The sequence below is a fragment of the Rhizobium sp. FKL33 genome (genome assembly GCF_005222915.1).
GTDB lineage: Bacteria > Pseudomonadota > Alphaproteobacteria > Rhizobiales > Rhizobiaceae > Rhizobium_E.
Map to the genome: position 1 here is coordinate 223,825 of NZ_STFX01000054.1, position 14,455 is coordinate 238,279.

The window sequence follows — 14,455 nt, forward strand, 5'->3', positions numbered from 1 at the left end:
GGACGAGAATGAACGACAAGACACAATGCGCCGCCTGCGCAAATGGTGAAAAATTCCCAATCGCCATCACTATGGCTTTCCAACCGATCGTGGACACCGACACCGGACGCGTTTTCGCCCATGAAGCGCTGGTGCGCGGCGAAAACGGCGAAGGCGCGGGCGCGGTTCTGTCACGCCTCAACGACGACAATCGCTACGCCTTCGATCAGCTCTGCCGCGTCAAAGCCATCGATCTCGCCGCCGGGCTGGGCCTTGCCGAGACGGGGGCGATGCTGTCGATCAACTTTCTCCCGAATGCGGTCTACGAACCCTCGGCCTGCATCCGCCAGACGCTGGCTGCCGCCAAACGCGCGGCCTTTCCGATCGAGAACATCATCTTCGAATTCACCGAAGCGGAGCGGCTAGACACCGCCCATCTCCTCAACATCCTCAATTCCTATCGCGCCATGGGCTTCAAGACGGCCATCGATGATTTCGGCGCGGGCTTTGCCGGCCTCGGTCTGCTCGCCGAGTTCCAGCCCGATATCGTCAAACTCGACATGGAGCTGATCCGCGGCATCGACAAGGACGGGCCGCGCCGCAAGATCGTCTCCCATACGCTTGCTATGTTGCGCGATCTCGGTATCACGCCGGTCTGCGAAGGCATTGAGACGGCGGAGGAATATCATGTGCTGGCCGATCTCGGCGTCACGCTGATGCAGGGCTATTTCTTCTCCAAGCCGTCGCTCGCGGCGCTCTCCGCCCCGAAGGTGCCGCGCCTGCAGATGAATTGACGGGCTGACGTCGCCTAAAACTTGATCTTCGTCATTGCAGGGACTCGTCTTGCGGGAGCACAGTCTCATCCGTGCGGAATGGCGTGGGGAGACGGCGGGCATGCGGACGAATGGCGAGATATTCGCACCCAAATTGTGGAGCGTGTTTCAGGAAGGCTATGGTTTCGGGCGATTGCGCGCCGACCTGATCGCGGGGCTCACGGTGGCGATCGTGGCACTGCCGCTGTCCATGGCCATCGCCATCGCTTCAGGCGTCGCGCCCGCCATGGGGCTCTACACTGCGGTCGCCGGCGGCTTTCTCGTCTCGGCCCTGTCCGGCAGCCGCCATCAGATCGGCGGCCCTGCGGGGGCGTTCATCGTGCTTGTTTCGGCGACTGCCGCCCGCCATGGCGTCGACGGATTGATCCTCGCCACGGCGCTATCGGGCCTGATGTTGGTCGCGGCCGGATTTCTCCGGCTTGGCGGCTTCGTCAAATACATCCCCTATCCGGTCACTGTCGGCTTCACCGCCGGCATCGCGGTGATCATTTTTGCGAGCCAGCTGAAGGATCTTTTCGGGCTGACGCTCTCCGGGACGGAACCCGGTCCCGTCATCGGCAAGCTCGAGGCGCTCTATGCGGCCCGCAACACGCTGAATGGATCAGCGCTTGCGATATCCGCCGGCGTGGTTGTCGTGATCGTCGTCTTGAAGCGTCTTGCGCCCCGCGCGCCCAATCTGCTGATCGCCGTCGCGCTCGCCACGCTGGCCGCCGTCTTGCTCAATCTTCCGGTCGCCACCATCGGCTCGCGCTTCGGCGGCATTCCCGGCGGTCTGCCGGCCCCGGCGCTTCCCGTGCTGTCGTTCGACAAGATCGTCGCCGTTCTGCCGGACGCCGCCTCCTTTGCACTCCTGGGGGCCATCGAGTCGCTGTTGTCCGCCGTGGTCGCCGATGGCATGACCGGACGCCGGCACCGGTCGAATATCGAGCTCGTCGGCCAGGGCGTCGCCAATGTCGGTTCGGCCCTGTTCGGCGGCTTCTGCGTCACCGGCACGATCGCCCGCACCGCCACCAATGTGCGCGCCGGCGCCACCAGCCCGGTGTCCGGCATGGCGCATGCGCTGTTTCTCCTGGCCTTCATGGTTCTGCTTGCGCCGCTCGCCGCCTATATTCCGCTCGCAGCGCTGGCGGGCGTGCTGGCATCGGTCGCCTGGAACATGATCGAGAAACCGGCCGTCACCGCGCTGCTTCGCTCGTCGCCGGGTGACGCGCTGGTGCTTCTCGCGACGTTCCTGATCGTGGTGTTTCGCGACCTCACCGAAGGGATCCTCGCAGGCTTCCTGATCGGCTCGGTGCTGTTCATCGACAGGATGAGCAAGGAAGTGCGGGTGAGCCTCGCCGAACAGGGCCGCGCGCCGGCGGCGGACAGCGAAGACGGCCTTCCCTCCGACAATCCTGATATCGTCGCTTACCGGCTGGAAGGCGCCTTCTTCTTCGGCGCGGCCGCATCGATGGGGGCAGTGCTCGACCAGATCTCGGATCGCGCCAGGATCTTCATCCTCGATGTCAGCCGCGCCGCCTATATCGATTCGACGGCGGCGAATGTCATCGAAGGCATGGCGAAGAAAGCGCAGCGGCGTGGGGTGACGGTGATCATCGCCGGCGCTTCGCCGGATATGGAAGCGATCCTGCGCGCCCACCACGCCGGGCCGCCACTGACGGTGTTCGCCCCCTCGGTGGAAACCGCGTTTCAGCAGGCCGGGGAACTCACAACCGCGACCTGACAGGCGTCAGGCCCGGTCGCGCGCCATTTTCGTGCGCACCGAGACGCGGCTGACCCGCTTCTTGCGCAGGCTGACGCGGGTTTCGCGACCATCTTCCTCCAGCACGGCGCGCAATTGCATGGCCGGGGAGAAGGCCGAAACTCTGTTGCGGCCCTGCTCCTTGCTGACATAGAGCGCGTGGTCGGCGCCGGCGAGCAGATGATCAAAGAGATGGCCGACTTCCTGGGTTGACGCAAGACCGATGCTGGTCGTGACTTTCAGCCCATTGCCATTGAAATGCGTCGTCGCCTCTTCGACGGAGGCGCGCAGCCCCTCAAGAAAGACCGCCGCGCCCTCCTGATCCATCTCCGGCATCAACAGGGCGAATTCTTCACCCCCCATGCGGCCGAGCAGCATTCCCTGTTCGAGCCGCGCATTCACATGGCTTCCGAAGGCGCGCAACACCGCGTCGCCGGCCAGATGGCCATAGGTGTCGTTGACTTTTTTGAAGTAATCGAGATCCAGGACCGCCAGTGCGCCCTGTTTCGGCTTGTCAGAGAGCCATGCGGTAGCGATTTCGACGAAGTGACGGCGCGTCGCCGCGCCGGTCAAGCCGTCGATCTCGGCCGCCAAACGGTAGCGACGCTCGGCGCGCTCCCGCACCAGCAGCACGAAAATGAACGTGCTGAACGAAGCCTGGACGAAGGCCTCCAACATCATAAACTGGAACCAACCGCCGACAACGGGGTTCATGGCTCCTTCGACAGGAAGGAAATAGCAAAGGGCTACGCGCGCGAGGAAGGTTAATGTATGCGCAAAATAAACGCCGAGGGTGAAGAGCGCCGACGGCAACCGTTCCTCTTTGTGGATGGCATAAGAGATCCGGGCGCAAAGACCTGAATAGAACGCGCCAATTGCTGAAATAACTATGGTGCGCAGATTGAAGTCGCTCCGAAACTCATCACTTGCCACGCACACCATCACCCAGATCAACGCACCCAGCGGCACTAAAGACGGGCGGACGGGGAGGCCGTGAAATTTGGCGAAACCCGCCAAGACGAAGCCATAGCCCAGAATGATCATCCCATTGCCCAAAACAATAGAAAGCCAAAATGTGCCTTCCCAAGCGCGGAACATCGTCAAGAAGCAGCCCAGGCACACGCACCACATCGCCGCGCACCAATATTGCAACGCCTTTTCGCGCTTTTCAAAAAACAGCGCATAGGTCAGGATGACTGACACCGACAATGTCATCAGACCGGTGCAGAGCATCATAGTCGGCAGGTTGAGCAAAGCCGAAGCCTCTTTGGATGATCACTCCCTCCAGCTAGATCCAAAAGCCTTAATAAACGGGGAATTTTCCGTAATGCCGCAAAAGCAATGGGGCCGACGGATAACCGCGGCCCCACAAAAGACAGTCGATGGTTAACAAATTACCCCAAAGCGGCGGCCACGGCGTCGAGCGCGGCTTCCGCCTGCGAGCCATCCGGGCCGCCGGCCTGCGCCATATCGGGACGTCCGCCGCCGCCCTTGCCGCCCAATGCCTGGGAGGCGACGCGCACCAGATCGACCGCGCTGAAGCGCGAGGTCAGGTCTTCGGTCACCGCCACGACGGCGCTCGCCTTGCCGTCTTCTGAGACGCCGATAAACACCACGACGCCCGAACCGGCCGTCTTCTTGCCTTCGTCGGCGAGGCTCTTGAGATCCTTCGGTTCGACGCCGGTGACGACGCGGCCGAGGAATTTGACGCCGTTGACGTCACGGACGCCATCGCCGCCGCCCGCGCCGCCGCCGAGGGCGAGCTTCTTCTTGGCGTCCGAGAGTTCGCGCTCGAGCTTCTTGCGCTCGTCCATCAGCTGTTCGATGCGGGCGATGATGTCGTCGGGCTGGGTTTTCAGCACGCCGGCGATCTGCTTCACGCGTTCATCCTGCTGCGACAGGTAATCGCGCGCCGCCTCGCCCGTCAGCGCCTCGATGCGACGCACGCCCGCGCCGACGGCTGTGTCCGAGAGAATGCGGATCAGGCCGATATCGCCGGTTTCGCGCACATGCGTGCCGCCGCAGAGTTCCACCGAATAGGGCTTGCCGGCTTTCTCGCCGCGCTTGGCCGTGCCCATGGCGACGACACGCACTTCCTCGCCATATTTTTCACCGAACAGCGCCATCGCGCCCTCGGCGATGGCGTCGTCGACGCTCATCAGGCGGGTGGTCACGGGCGCGTTCTGCACCACGATCTCATTGGCCATGGCTTCGACGACGCGGATTTCCTCGGCGCTCATCGGCTTGGGATGCGAAACGTCGAAACGCAGCCGCTCGGGCGCGACCAGCGAGCCCTTCTGCGCCACATGGGTGCCCAGCACTTCGCGCAGCGCCTCATGGATGAGATGGGTGGCGGAGTGGTTGGAGCGCAGCTTGCCGCGGCGCGCATGATCCACTTCGAGCACCACGGCTGCGTCGGGCTTCAAGACGCCGCTTTCAATCGTGGCGTAGTGCACGAACAGGCCGTCGCCCTTCTTCAACGTATCGGACACGACGGCCTTGCCGCCCTCGAACAGGATCTCGCCGGTGTCGCCCATCTGGCCACCCGACTCGCCGTAGAAGGGGGTCTGGTTGACGACGATCTGCACCGCCTCGCCGGCGGAGGCCTCTTCCACGCGGGCGCCGTCGCGCACCAGCGCCTGCACCACGCCTTCGGCGCGCTCGGCGTCATAGCCGAGGAATTCGGTCGCGCCCTTGTCTTCCTTGATCTCGAACCAGACCGCTTCGGTAGCGGCTTCGCCGGAACCAGACCAGTTGGCGCGGGCTTCGGCCTTCTGGCGCGCCATGGCTTTGGAGAAGCCGTCGGTGTCGACGCCGATATTCTTCTGGCGCAGGGCGTCCTGCGTCAGGTCGAGCGGGAAGCCATAGGTGTCGTAAAGCTTGAACGCGGTCTCGCCATCGAGCTCCGAGCCTTCGTCCAATCCCGACACGGCGTCGTTGAGCAGGCCGAGGCCGCGCTCCAGCGTCTTGCGGAAGCGGGTTTCCTCGAGCTTCAGGGTCTCGGTGATCAGGGATTCGGCGCGGACCAGTTCCGGATAGGCGGCGCCCATTTCCTTCACCAGCGCCGGAACCAGCTTGTACATCAAGGGATCGCGTGCGCCGAGCAACTGACCGTGGCGCATGGCGCGGCGCATGATGCGGCGGAGCACGTAACCGCGGCCTTCGTTCATGGGCAGCACACCGTCGGCGATCAGGAAAGCCGAGGAGCGCAGGTGATCGGCGATGACGCGATGGCTGGCGCGACGCTCATCCTTGTCATCGGTCCCCGTGGCCTGCATGGAGGCCTCGATCAGCGCGCGGAACAGGTCGGTGTCATAATTGTCATGCTTGCCCTGCAGCAGCGCGGAGATGCGCTCGAGGCCCATGCCGGTGTCGATCGAGGGACGCGGAAGATTGACGCGCTCTTCCTTGGTCACCTGCTCATACTGCATGAAGACGAGGTTCCAGATCTCGATGAAGCGATCGCCGTCTTCATCGGCGGAACCCGGAGGGCCGCCCCAGATGTGGTCGCCGTGATCGTAGAAGATTTCCGAGCAGGGACCGCAGGGACCGGTGTCGCCCATCGCCCAGAAATTGTCCGAGGTCGGAATGCGGATGATGCGGTCGTCGGTAAGGCCGGCGATCTTCTTCCACAGGCCGAAGGCTTCGTCGTCGGTGTGATAGACGGTGACCAGCAGACGCTTGGCGTCGATGCCGTATTCCTTGGTGATCAGGTTCCAAGCGAGTTCGATGGCGCGTTCCTTGAAATAGTCGCCAAAGGAAAAGTTGCCGAGCATTTCGAAGAAGGTGTGGTGACGCGCGGTGTAGCCGACATTGTCGAGGTCGTTATGCTTGCCGCCGGCGCGCACGCATTTCTGCGCGGTGGCCGCCGTGGAATAGGGGCGCGATTCCAGGCCGGTGAAGACGTTCTTGAACTGCACCATGCCGGCATTGGTGAACATCAGCGTCGGGTCATTGCGGGGCACGAGCGGAGACGAGGCTACGATTTCGTGGCCGTTCTTGCGGAAATAATCCAGAAATGCGGAGCGGATTTCGTTCACGCCACTCATTTTATGCCCTTTGCGCTTGTATGCCCGGTGTACTGGCCGTTTTTTGGTCAACGGCTTTTATCGTTCAGCCTTGCTCATGTCCAGAAAAACAAGACCGGCGCCGGGACTTGTCCCGACGCCGGCTGAAGAACTGAAAATCGTGGAAGATCAAGCTTCCAGCGCGTCGTCGCCCTCGCCCGGCTCCGGACCGCCATTCTCCAGGAAGCGGTCGGCGATCAGGCCGGCGTTCTGACGCAGCGACAGTTCGATCTCGCGGGCGAGATCCGGATTGTCGCGCAGGAAGGACTTGGCGTTTTCACGGCCCTGGCCGAGACGCTGGCTGTTGTAGGAGAACCAGGCGCCCGACTTTTCGACGATGCCGGCCTTGACGCCGAGATCGACGAGTTCGCCGGTCTTGGAGACGCCTTCGCCATACATGATGTCGAACTCGACCTGCTTGAAGGGCGGCGCCATCTTGTTCTTGACCACCTTGACGCGGGTCTGGTTGCCGACGACTTCGTCGCGCTCCTTGACCGAGCCGATGCGGCGGATGTCGAGACGCACCGAGGCGTAGAATTTCAGCGCATTGCCGCCGGTCGTGGTTTCGGGCGAGCCGAACATCACGCCGATCTTCATGCGGATCTGGTTGATGAAGATGACCATGCAGTTCGAGCGCGAGATCGAGGCGGTCAGCTTGCGCAGCGCCTGGCTCATCAGACGGGCCTGAAGACCCGGCAGGCTGTCGCCCATTTCGCCTTCGATTTCGGCGCGCGGGGTGAGAGCCGCGACGGAGTCGACCACGAGCACGTCGATCGCGCCCGAGCGCACCAGCGTGTCGGTGATTTCGAGCGCCTGTTCGCCGGTGTCGGGCTGCGAGATCAGGAGGTTTTCCAGATCGACGCCCAGCTTGCGGGCATAGACGGGATCGAGCGCGTGTTCAGCGTCGACGAAGGCGCAAATGCCGCCCTTCTTCTGGGCTTCCGCGATGGTCTGCAGCGCCAAAGTCGTCTTACCGGAGCTTTCCGGGCCGTAAATTTCCACGATGCGGCCCTTGGGCAGGCCGCCGATGCCGAGGGCGATATCGAGGCTCAGCGAGCCGGTCGAGACGGTTTCGATCTCGACGACATTCTCGTTCGAGCCCAGGCGCATGATCGAACCCTTGCCGAAGGACCGTTCGATCTGGGACAGGGCCGCGTCCAGTGCCTTGCTTTTATCCACTGATTTTTCCTCTACGAGTCGCAATGTGTTCTGGGCCATGTCATCCACCTTTAGGTTATCCGGGCTGGCGAAGCAATGCAGTGTATGTACACGCTTTGTTCTATAGTTTCAAGTTCACATCAACCAATTGAAGAAAAATAGTTTTCCTTCCTCTGTTCCTTTTTTGTTTTCACAGGTGTTTTCAAGGAGTTCCCATCGCGTCGGCGCTTGCGGCGGAGCGCGCGGAACGGCTAAGATGATTCGAAAATCGGGGTATCGGGAATGACGGCAATTCTGGCGCTCGGCGGCGCTCATATCGATCGGCGCGGACGTATTTCGGGCGAAACGGCGCCGGGCGCATCCAATCCGGGTTCCTGGCGGGAAGAGGCCGGCGGCGGCGTGTTCAATGCGGCGCGCAATCTTGCACGGCTCGGGCATGCGGTGACGCTGATCTCGCCGCGCGGCGGCGACGCCGAGGGCGAAGCGGTGGCGATCGCGGCGGAGGCGGCCGGCGTGATCGACAGGCCCTTCACCTTCCTCGACCGACGGACGCCGAGCTATACGGCGATCCTCGAGCGCGACGGCAATCTGGTCATCGCGCTCGCCGACATGGAGCTTTACCGGCTGTTCTCCCCGCGCCGGCTGTCGGTGCGGACGGTGCGCGACGCGTTCGAGGCCACCGAAGCCGTGATCACCGACGCCAATCTGCCCGAGGAAACGCTGCTGCTGATCACGGCAACCGCCCGACGGCTCGGCAAGACGACAGCGGCGATCGGCATTTCGCCCGCCAAGATCGTGCGCTTTTCCGAGGCGCTCGCCCATCTCGATTTCCTGTTCATGAACGAGGCGGAAGCCAAGGCCCTGTCGGGCCAGGAGGTCGAGGATTTCAGGCGTTGGCCTGAGATCATGACCGCGCTCGGCCTCCAAGGCGGCGCGATCACCCGCGGCGGCCACGAAGCGGTGGCGTGGATAGGCGGCAAGAGCGCCTGCCTCGCCCCTCCGGCGCTCGCCTCGATCGGCGATGTCACGGGCGCGGGCGACGGCTTCGCTGCAGGCTTCCTGGACGCGGCCCTGTCGGGCGCCCCACTGGAAGCCTGTCTCAGATCCGCCACCGCCTCGGCGCGCATCGCGCTCGAAAGTGAAATGGCAGCTTCGGAAGCGCTGAGCCGGGCGCTGCTCGCCGCCACCCTCGCCCTTGTGCCGGAAGCGGAAATATTGTTGTAACTCGCTTTTAGAAACCAGTCAGGAAAGACCATGTCCAGCCACAAGCTCCCGATCACCTATTCGGCGGAGGTCGCCGTCGCCAAGTCCGAGGGCCGGGCTCTCGTCGCGCTCGAATCCACCATCATCACCCATGGCATGCCCTATCCCGGCAATCTCGCCATGGCCCGCAGCGTCGAGGCGATTATTCGCACTGAGGGCGCGGTTCCCGCCACCATCGCCGTGATCAACGGCGTGCTGCATGTCGGCCTCGACGAGCAGGAACTCGAACAGCTCGCCCGGACGCCGGACGCCATGAAACTGTCGCGCGCCGATCTCGCCTTCGCCATGGCGGAAGGCCGCACCGGGGCGACCACGGTGGCCGCCACCATGATCTCCGCAGCCGGCGCCGGCATCAAGGTGTTCGCCACCGGCGGCATCGGCGGCGTGCATCGCAAGGCCGAGGAGACGTTCGACATTTCGGCCGATCTGGAAGAGCTGTCCCGCACCGGCGTGATCGTCGTCTGCGCCGGCGCAAAAGCCATTCTCGATGTTCCCAAGACGCTGGAAGTGCTGGAAACCAAAGGCGTTCCCGTGGTCACCTACGGGCAGGACGAATTTCCGGCCTTCTGGTCGCGCCGTTCCGGGCTCAAGAGCCCGCTCCGCCTCGACAGCCCCGCAGCCATCGCCCGCTTCCAGAAGATGCGCGACGAACTCGGCATCCATGGCGGCCTGTTGATCGGCAATCCGGTTCCGGAAGAGAAGGAAATCGAGCGCGAGGAGATGGAAATCTACATCAACCGCGCGCTCGAAAACGCCGAGGCCGACGGCATCGCCGGCAAGGCGGTGACCCCCTATCTGCTGTCGAGCATTTTCGACATCACCGAGGGCCGCAGCCTGGACACCAATATCGCGCTGGTGGAAAACAACGCCCGCCTCGCCGCCCGCATCGCGCTGGCGCTCAACGACTGAGGACATGTCAGTCACGCGCAGCCGCGTCGAGCGTGGCTGCGCGTCCGTCCGGAGCGGATTGCGACCAATCAGAAAAATTGAAGCTTCGTTGACGCTTTGCTGAAGTTCGCGTACAGATGAGGAACGTTTAGCGAACACGTGGAGCTCGCATGTCCCTCGACCGCCGAATTTCCCTCATTACGCTGGGCGTCGAAGACGTGGCGCGCTCCACCGCCTTCTATGAAAGGCTCGGCTGGACCAAGTCCGAAGCCAGTCAGGACGCCATCACGTTCATCCAGTTGAAGGGCGTGACGCTGGCGCTTTTCGCGCGGCAGTCGCTGGCCGAAGACGCTCATGTCGAAAACACCGCGCCGGGCTTTTCCGGCGTCACGCTCGCGCATAATGTCACGAGCGAGCGGGGCGTCGACGCCGTCTACAAATTCGCCCTGTCCTGCGGGGCGACGCCGGTAAAGGACCCGGAGAAAGTGTTCTGGGGTGGTTACTCCGGCTATTTCGCCGATCCCGACGGACATTTGTGGGAAGTGGCATATAACCCCTTCGTCAAGATGGACGCCGAGGGACATCTCATTCTCGACGCCTGAAATCTTCCTATCAGAAACAGAAGGGTTCGCCCGGATCGCAATCGGCCGGCACGCAGTGGCGGACCCGGCAAGCCTTCGTATCGGCGGCCGGGATGCTCATCGTTTCCGCCATCTGGCGATTGCCGCAGGAGGAGACCGAACTGACATACCGGTCGTAGAGCGTCAATCCCGGCTTGTTGCGCGAGGGATAGCGAATGATGGCGGCGCCATTCTCCTCGACGATCCGTTGCAGGCTTTCGCAGCTGTGCTGGAGCGCGTTCACCCGCACAGGATCGGCAAGCGCAGAGGTCGGTAAAATCAAAAGAGCGGCGAGAATAGTTGCGCGCATGGTCTTTTCTCCTTCGATCGCGACGCCTATGTCCTGACATCGACACGTCAACATCAGGAGGAACGGGCATGAACCACGATTCTTACGATCCGAAAACCATTCGGGATGTGCTTGGTTCCGTAAAGACGATCGCCGTCGTGGGCGCCTCCGCCAATCCGGCGCGTCCCAGCTTCGGCGTCATGCGCTTCCTCATCGACAAGGGCTACAAGGTCATTCCCGTCAATCCAGGCCATGCCGGCGGCGAGATCTTGGGCCAGACCGTCCACGCCCGCCTCGCCGACATTCCCGAACCGGTCGACATGGTCGACGTCTTCCGCGCCGCCGATCAATTGTCCGGCGTCATCGACGAGGCGCTGGCTCTCAGCCCCAGGCCCAAAACCATCTGGGGCCAGCTGTCGGTGCGCGACGACAAGGCGGCGGAGAAGGCGGAAGCCGAAGGCGTGACGGTGATCATGGATCGTTGCCCGGCCATCGAATATCCGCGCCTGATGGGCTGACGCTTCGCCGCGCGCGCCGCGGTTACTCCGACAACATCATCGGCTGGGCGCGAAGCGCGTTCATGACCTCGGCGTTTTCGCAATAGTCGCGGTAGTGTTCAGAAATCGAGCCGTCGCCCAGATGCGAGCGACATTCTCCCTTGGCGCCGCATCGTGCGCAGGCCACCTGCATGTCGCGGAAATTGCGTGGATTGAATTCCCGGACGGCGTCGGGATCGATGTTGAGCGCCTTCATCAGCGCCAGCATTTCATCCGAACCATGCGGCCCCGCCTTGATGACGTCGACCAGTTGCAGGGCCGTCATGCCGCAGTCATTGGCCACGTCTTCGAGATCCTGATAGCTCAGCCGGGCGATTTCCTCGAGTTGCGACGAAATCTGCACACGGTCCCGCCACCAGGCAGAGACCGTGTCGATGACCGCATGCGCGGCGAGTGGCATATTCATGGCGTCCCCCACAACAAAAGATGCAATGGGGGAGATCATCCGTCCGATTTCGGGACGGCGCATTGACATCGGTCAAGCGGCTCGGCGAGTTCTAGAGCGTATCTCAGCTTATCCGCCTCATTCTGCCGGATCAATTTCGGTCAGGATCAAGGCTTTTGGCGAGGGCGTACCCAGATGTACGGCGGAGCCAAAAGCCGAAGATAATGGCCGAAATTCATCCGGCCCGAAGGGTTGGTCGAAACCGGGCGCCCGCGTCGTCGAAGAGCTTGGCCGTAGCATCAGCTACGACCAGCGCCCTTCTCCTCGCGGATCATCCCGGTTTGGACCAACAGAATGAGGCGGATAAGCTGAGATGCGCTCTAGCCTCGCCGGTAGAGTTCCTGCATGATGATGCGCTGGCTGATCGCCGCATCCTGGCGCGCGATGGCGTCGGCAAGGCCGGCATGATCCTTGAGACGCTCGGCGATGTCGAACATCATATTGGCGGCGAGAATATTGGTGCGGCATTCCTCGACCGGGTCCAATCCGCCATGATCGGGGAAGGTGTCGAAATAGATGGCCTTGTCGTAACCGATCCGCTCGAGTTCGATCAGAAGTTCAATCGTCTGAACGGGATGGACGGTTCCGATCATCAGGCCGTCGTCGCGCTTGCCGTAGCCGTCATTGAGGTGGACGCCGAGAATGCGGGAATGACGGGCCGCGAGGCTCGCGGCATGCGCCGGCATTTCGTCGGCGAACAGGACATGGGCGAAATCCAGCGTCACGCCGAGATTGGAGGCCCCTGCTTCGCGGATCGCGAGCAGCGTCGTGCCGATATCGGGCATCAGCGCGTAGGAGCGCGGCTCGTTCGGTTTGTATTCGATGGCGATGTCGCACGCCGAGTCATGGCCCGAGACCTCGATGAGCGCGGCGATCGTATCGTCCCACATCCGCTTGTAGTCGCCCTGGAAGGAATAGTCGAAACCGTCCTGCCCCATCCACAGCGTCATCAGCCCGCCGCCCATCTCGCGCACGGCGTCGATGCCGCGCTTGGTGAGATCGATCGCAGCGCGGCGGACGGCCTGGTCGGGATGGGTGAAGGCGCCGAGCTTGAAGCCGGGATCGGTGTAATAGCGCATGGCGCCGCCGTTCAGCGTGATGCCGAGATCATCCATGCGCGCTTTCAGTTCCGCTGCGGGCGCGTCGACGAAATGGTCGGGATAATTGAGGTCGGCGGCGTTCAGACCCTCGACGGTCGCGGCGCGCTCGATCAGGTCGAGCGTGGTGACGCGGTTCTTGCCCGGCCAATAGCGCGCGGCGTCCATCTTGAAGGCGTTGAGCCGCGCGGCGTAGTGTCTGGTCTTCGTGCTGGGCATGTCCCCTCCCCGGACGACGCCCCCGTCGATGCTTGATGCTGTCAGGCGGGGTCGGTCTTGTTGACGTTGATTTCTCCGAGCCTGCGGTTCACCGCCTGTTCGGCGCTGCCGCTACCGGGCTGGCCGGGTCCGGCTGCCGCGCGGGGGCTGTCGGCCAGAACGCCGCCGGCCTCGAGTTCCGCCTCCAGGAAGCTCGCGAAATCCGACGCCAGCCGATCCTGGTTGGATGCGGGCGCGGGCGTCGGAGACGGCAGGCTCGCCTGCGGGCGCGGCGCCGCGGCGGCCGGACGGGATGCGGGCGCGGTCTGCGCCTGGCGGGCGGCTTCGAGCTTGGCGGCAGCCTCGGCGCGCATCGCCTCCAGTCGGGCGTCGCTGGAGGTGTTTTCGATGCGAGGAGCCGGTGTCTCCGCTACGGGCGCGGACGGCGGCAGAACCCGGCTGCGGGCCTGTTCGAGAATGGCGTCGGCCTGGCTGGCTGTAGCGGGCGGAGAGGCCTGCGCGGCCTTCTGCGCCTGCGCGGCGCTCATCGACGACAAGGGCGCCTTGGCGCCGGCGAAGGGCTCGCGGCCCTCGTCATAGAGCATGGCGCCCATATTGGAGATGCGCGGCTCGACCGGTTTGGCGGGCGGCTGTTCGGCCTGCGAGGGCCGCGAAGCCGCAGCGGGCTGAACGGGCGGGGCGATGGCGGGCGTTGGTCTGGCGAGGGCTTCCCGCGGCTTCTCCGCTTGCGCGGCGGGCGGCGCGACGCGCGGCTCCTGCTGGCGCGGCGGCTCCACGCGGCGTTGGGGCTGCGGCGGCTGGATCTGAGGCTGGGGCTTCGGTTCGGCGGCGATCGCGGCGGGCGCCGGCGCTTGAAGCTGCTGCGCGATCTCTCCGGACAGGGGCCGGCCCGGAATGATTCCGGTTTCGATGACGATATCGGTCGGGCCGCCGATCATGATCAGATGTTCGGTGTCGTCGCGGCGGATCAGCACCAGGCGGCGCTTGGCGTCGACGGCTGCGGCGTCGAGCACGTGCAGCCGATGCTCGCGGGAGCGGCCGCCCTTGATGAACAAGGGAGAATTGCGCTTCTTGAGGAACATCAGAACGACAATGAAAGCGACGAACGCGAGAGCGACGCCGCCAATGGCGATCACCAGCCTCGGCGCGAGATCGGGCGCCAATCCATCCAGCATCATGCTTTCCTTTTCGTCCGAGATGCGTCGACCACAACACACTCATATGGGTCATTGAAGGCATTTTTCCGGATTGGCAAGTCAAATCCCATCTTATCCCTCGCCGCGACGCGCCCAGCCAGCG

13 protein-coding genes are annotated in these 14,455 nt (G+C 63.5%); 6 read left to right on the top strand and 7 right to left on the bottom strand.

Features of this window, described 5'->3' with window-relative positions; all coding sequences use genetic code 11:
* The first annotated feature begins 8 nt into the window (after positions 1–8).
* A complete protein-coding gene (locus E8Q41_RS24460; protein ID WP_137158180.1) occupies positions 9–773 on the top strand; it encodes an EAL domain-containing protein in 765 nt (254 codons plus the stop codon).
* A gap of 100 nt (positions 774–873) precedes the next feature.
* On the top strand, positions 874–2,535 hold the full coding sequence (locus tag E8Q41_RS24465; RefSeq protein WP_137158181.1) for a SulP family inorganic anion transporter: 1,662 nt from the start codon (positions 874–876) through the stop codon (positions 2,533–2,535).
* Between the two features lie 6 nt (positions 2,536–2,541).
* On the opposite strand, the gene E8Q41_RS24470 is transcribed toward E8Q41_RS24465, so the two are convergent.
* From E8Q41_RS24470 to recA, 3 genes are all read right to left on the bottom strand, one after another.
* Entirely contained in the window at positions 2,542–3,807 is a 1,266-nt protein-coding gene (locus E8Q41_RS24470; protein WP_137158182.1) for a GGDEF domain-containing protein, read from the bottom strand.
* A gap of 140 nt (positions 3,808–3,947) precedes the next feature.
* Positions 3,948–6,602 carry an alanine--tRNA ligase gene (gene alaS, locus E8Q41_RS24475; protein ID WP_137158183.1) on the bottom strand — a complete coding sequence of 885 codons (2,655 nt, stop codon included), beginning with the start codon at positions 6,600–6,602 and terminating at the stop codon, positions 3,948–3,950.
* Between the two features lie 147 nt (positions 6,603–6,749).
* Positions 6,750–7,838 carry a recombinase RecA gene (gene recA, locus E8Q41_RS24480; RefSeq protein ID WP_137158184.1) on the bottom strand — a complete coding sequence of 363 codons (1,089 nt, stop codon included), beginning with the start codon at positions 7,836–7,838 and terminating at the stop codon, positions 6,750–6,752.
* A gap of 222 nt (positions 7,839–8,060) precedes the next feature.
* Here recA and E8Q41_RS24485 point away from each other — a divergent pair, with 222 nt between their 5' ends.
* The 3 genes from E8Q41_RS24485 to E8Q41_RS24495 all read left to right on the top strand — a co-directional run bounded on the left by E8Q41_RS24485 (position 8,061) and on the right by E8Q41_RS24495 (position 10,531).
* The gene (locus E8Q41_RS24485; protein WP_137158185.1) at positions 8,061–9,002 is read left to right on the top strand and encodes a carbohydrate kinase family protein; all 942 of its coding nucleotides are present in this window, start codon (positions 8,061–8,063) and stop codon (positions 9,000–9,002) included.
* A 30-nt stretch (positions 9,003–9,032) separates the two neighbouring features.
* On the top strand, positions 9,033–9,950 hold the full coding sequence (locus E8Q41_RS24490; RefSeq protein WP_137158186.1) for a pseudouridine-5'-phosphate glycosidase: 918 nt from the start codon (positions 9,033–9,035) through the stop codon (positions 9,948–9,950).
* A 149-nt stretch (positions 9,951–10,099) separates the two neighbouring features.
* Positions 10,100–10,531, top strand: a complete 432-nt coding sequence (locus E8Q41_RS24495) for a VOC family protein (RefSeq protein ID WP_137158187.1) — start codon at positions 10,100–10,102, stop codon at positions 10,529–10,531.
* A 10-nt stretch (positions 10,532–10,541) separates the two neighbouring features.
* Here E8Q41_RS24495 and E8Q41_RS24500 read toward each other — a convergent pair whose 3' ends face one another.
* On the bottom strand, positions 10,542–10,859 hold the full coding sequence (locus tag E8Q41_RS24500) for a hypothetical protein (protein WP_137158188.1): 318 nt from the start codon (positions 10,857–10,859) through the stop codon (positions 10,542–10,544).
* A gap of 68 nt (positions 10,860–10,927) precedes the next feature.
* Here E8Q41_RS24500 and E8Q41_RS24505 point away from each other — a divergent pair, with 68 nt between their 5' ends.
* Positions 10,928–11,356 (top strand): CoA-binding protein, encoded by a 429-nt coding sequence (locus E8Q41_RS24505; protein WP_137158189.1) that lies wholly within the window; start codon positions 10,928–10,930, stop codon positions 11,354–11,356.
* Positions 11,357–11,378: 22 nt separating this feature from the next.
* Here the strand turns inward: E8Q41_RS24505 and E8Q41_RS24510 are convergent, their stop codons facing one another.
* The 3 genes from E8Q41_RS24510 to E8Q41_RS24520 form a co-directional block, all read right to left on the bottom strand.
* Positions 11,379–11,801, bottom strand: coding sequence for a DUF6455 family protein (locus tag E8Q41_RS24510; RefSeq protein ID WP_137158190.1), 423 nt, complete (start codon positions 11,799–11,801; stop codon positions 11,379–11,381).
* Positions 11,802–12,160: 359 nt separating this feature from the next.
* A complete protein-coding gene (locus tag E8Q41_RS24515; RefSeq protein ID WP_205910420.1) occupies positions 12,161–13,105 on the bottom strand; it encodes a TIM barrel protein in 945 nt (314 codons plus the stop codon).
* A gap of 92 nt (positions 13,106–13,197) precedes the next feature.
* Positions 13,198–14,331, bottom strand: coding sequence for a flagellar biosynthetic protein FliO (locus E8Q41_RS24520; RefSeq protein WP_170976605.1), 1,134 nt, complete (start codon positions 14,329–14,331; stop codon positions 13,198–13,200).
* Between the last annotated feature and the right edge of the window lie 124 nt (positions 14,332–14,455).

Excerpts from the sequence above, each read along its gene's own strand:
- E8Q41_RS24500 (WP_137158188.1), bottom strand. The coding sequence starts at position 10,859 with ATGCGCGCAACTATTCTCGCCGCTCTTTTGATTTTACCGACCTCTGCG.
- E8Q41_RS24460 (WP_137158180.1), top strand. The coding sequence starts at position 9 with ATGAACGACAAGACACAATGCGCCGCCTGCGCAAATGGTGAAAAATTC.
- recA (WP_137158184.1), bottom strand. The coding sequence starts at position 7,838 with ATGGCCCAGAACACATTGCGACTCGTAGAGGAAAAATCAGTGGATAAA.
- E8Q41_RS24520 (WP_170976605.1), bottom strand. The coding sequence starts at position 14,331 with ATGCTGGATGGATTGGCGCCCGATCTCGCGCCGAGGCTGGTGATCGCC.
- E8Q41_RS24505 (WP_137158189.1), top strand. The coding sequence starts at position 10,928 with ATGAACCACGATTCTTACGATCCGAAAACCATTCGGGATGTGCTTGGT.
- E8Q41_RS24465 (WP_137158181.1), top strand. The coding sequence starts at position 874 with ATGCGGACGAATGGCGAGATATTCGCACCCAAATTGTGGAGCGTGTTT.
- E8Q41_RS24510 (WP_137158190.1), bottom strand. The coding sequence starts at position 11,801 with ATGAATATGCCACTCGCCGCGCATGCGGTCATCGACACGGTCTCTGCC.
- E8Q41_RS24490 (WP_137158186.1), top strand. The coding sequence starts at position 9,033 with ATGTCCAGCCACAAGCTCCCGATCACCTATTCGGCGGAGGTCGCCGTC.
- E8Q41_RS24495 (WP_137158187.1), top strand. The coding sequence starts at position 10,100 with ATGTCCCTCGACCGCCGAATTTCCCTCATTACGCTGGGCGTCGAAGAC.
- E8Q41_RS24515 (WP_205910420.1), bottom strand. The coding sequence starts at position 13,105 with ATGGACGCCGCGCGCTATTGGCCGGGCAAGAACCGCGTCACCACGCTC.
- alaS (WP_137158183.1), bottom strand. The coding sequence starts at position 6,602 with ATGAGTGGCGTGAACGAAATCCGCTCCGCATTTCTGGATTATTTCCGC.
- E8Q41_RS24485 (WP_137158185.1), top strand. The coding sequence starts at position 8,061 with ATGACGGCAATTCTGGCGCTCGGCGGCGCTCATATCGATCGGCGCGGA.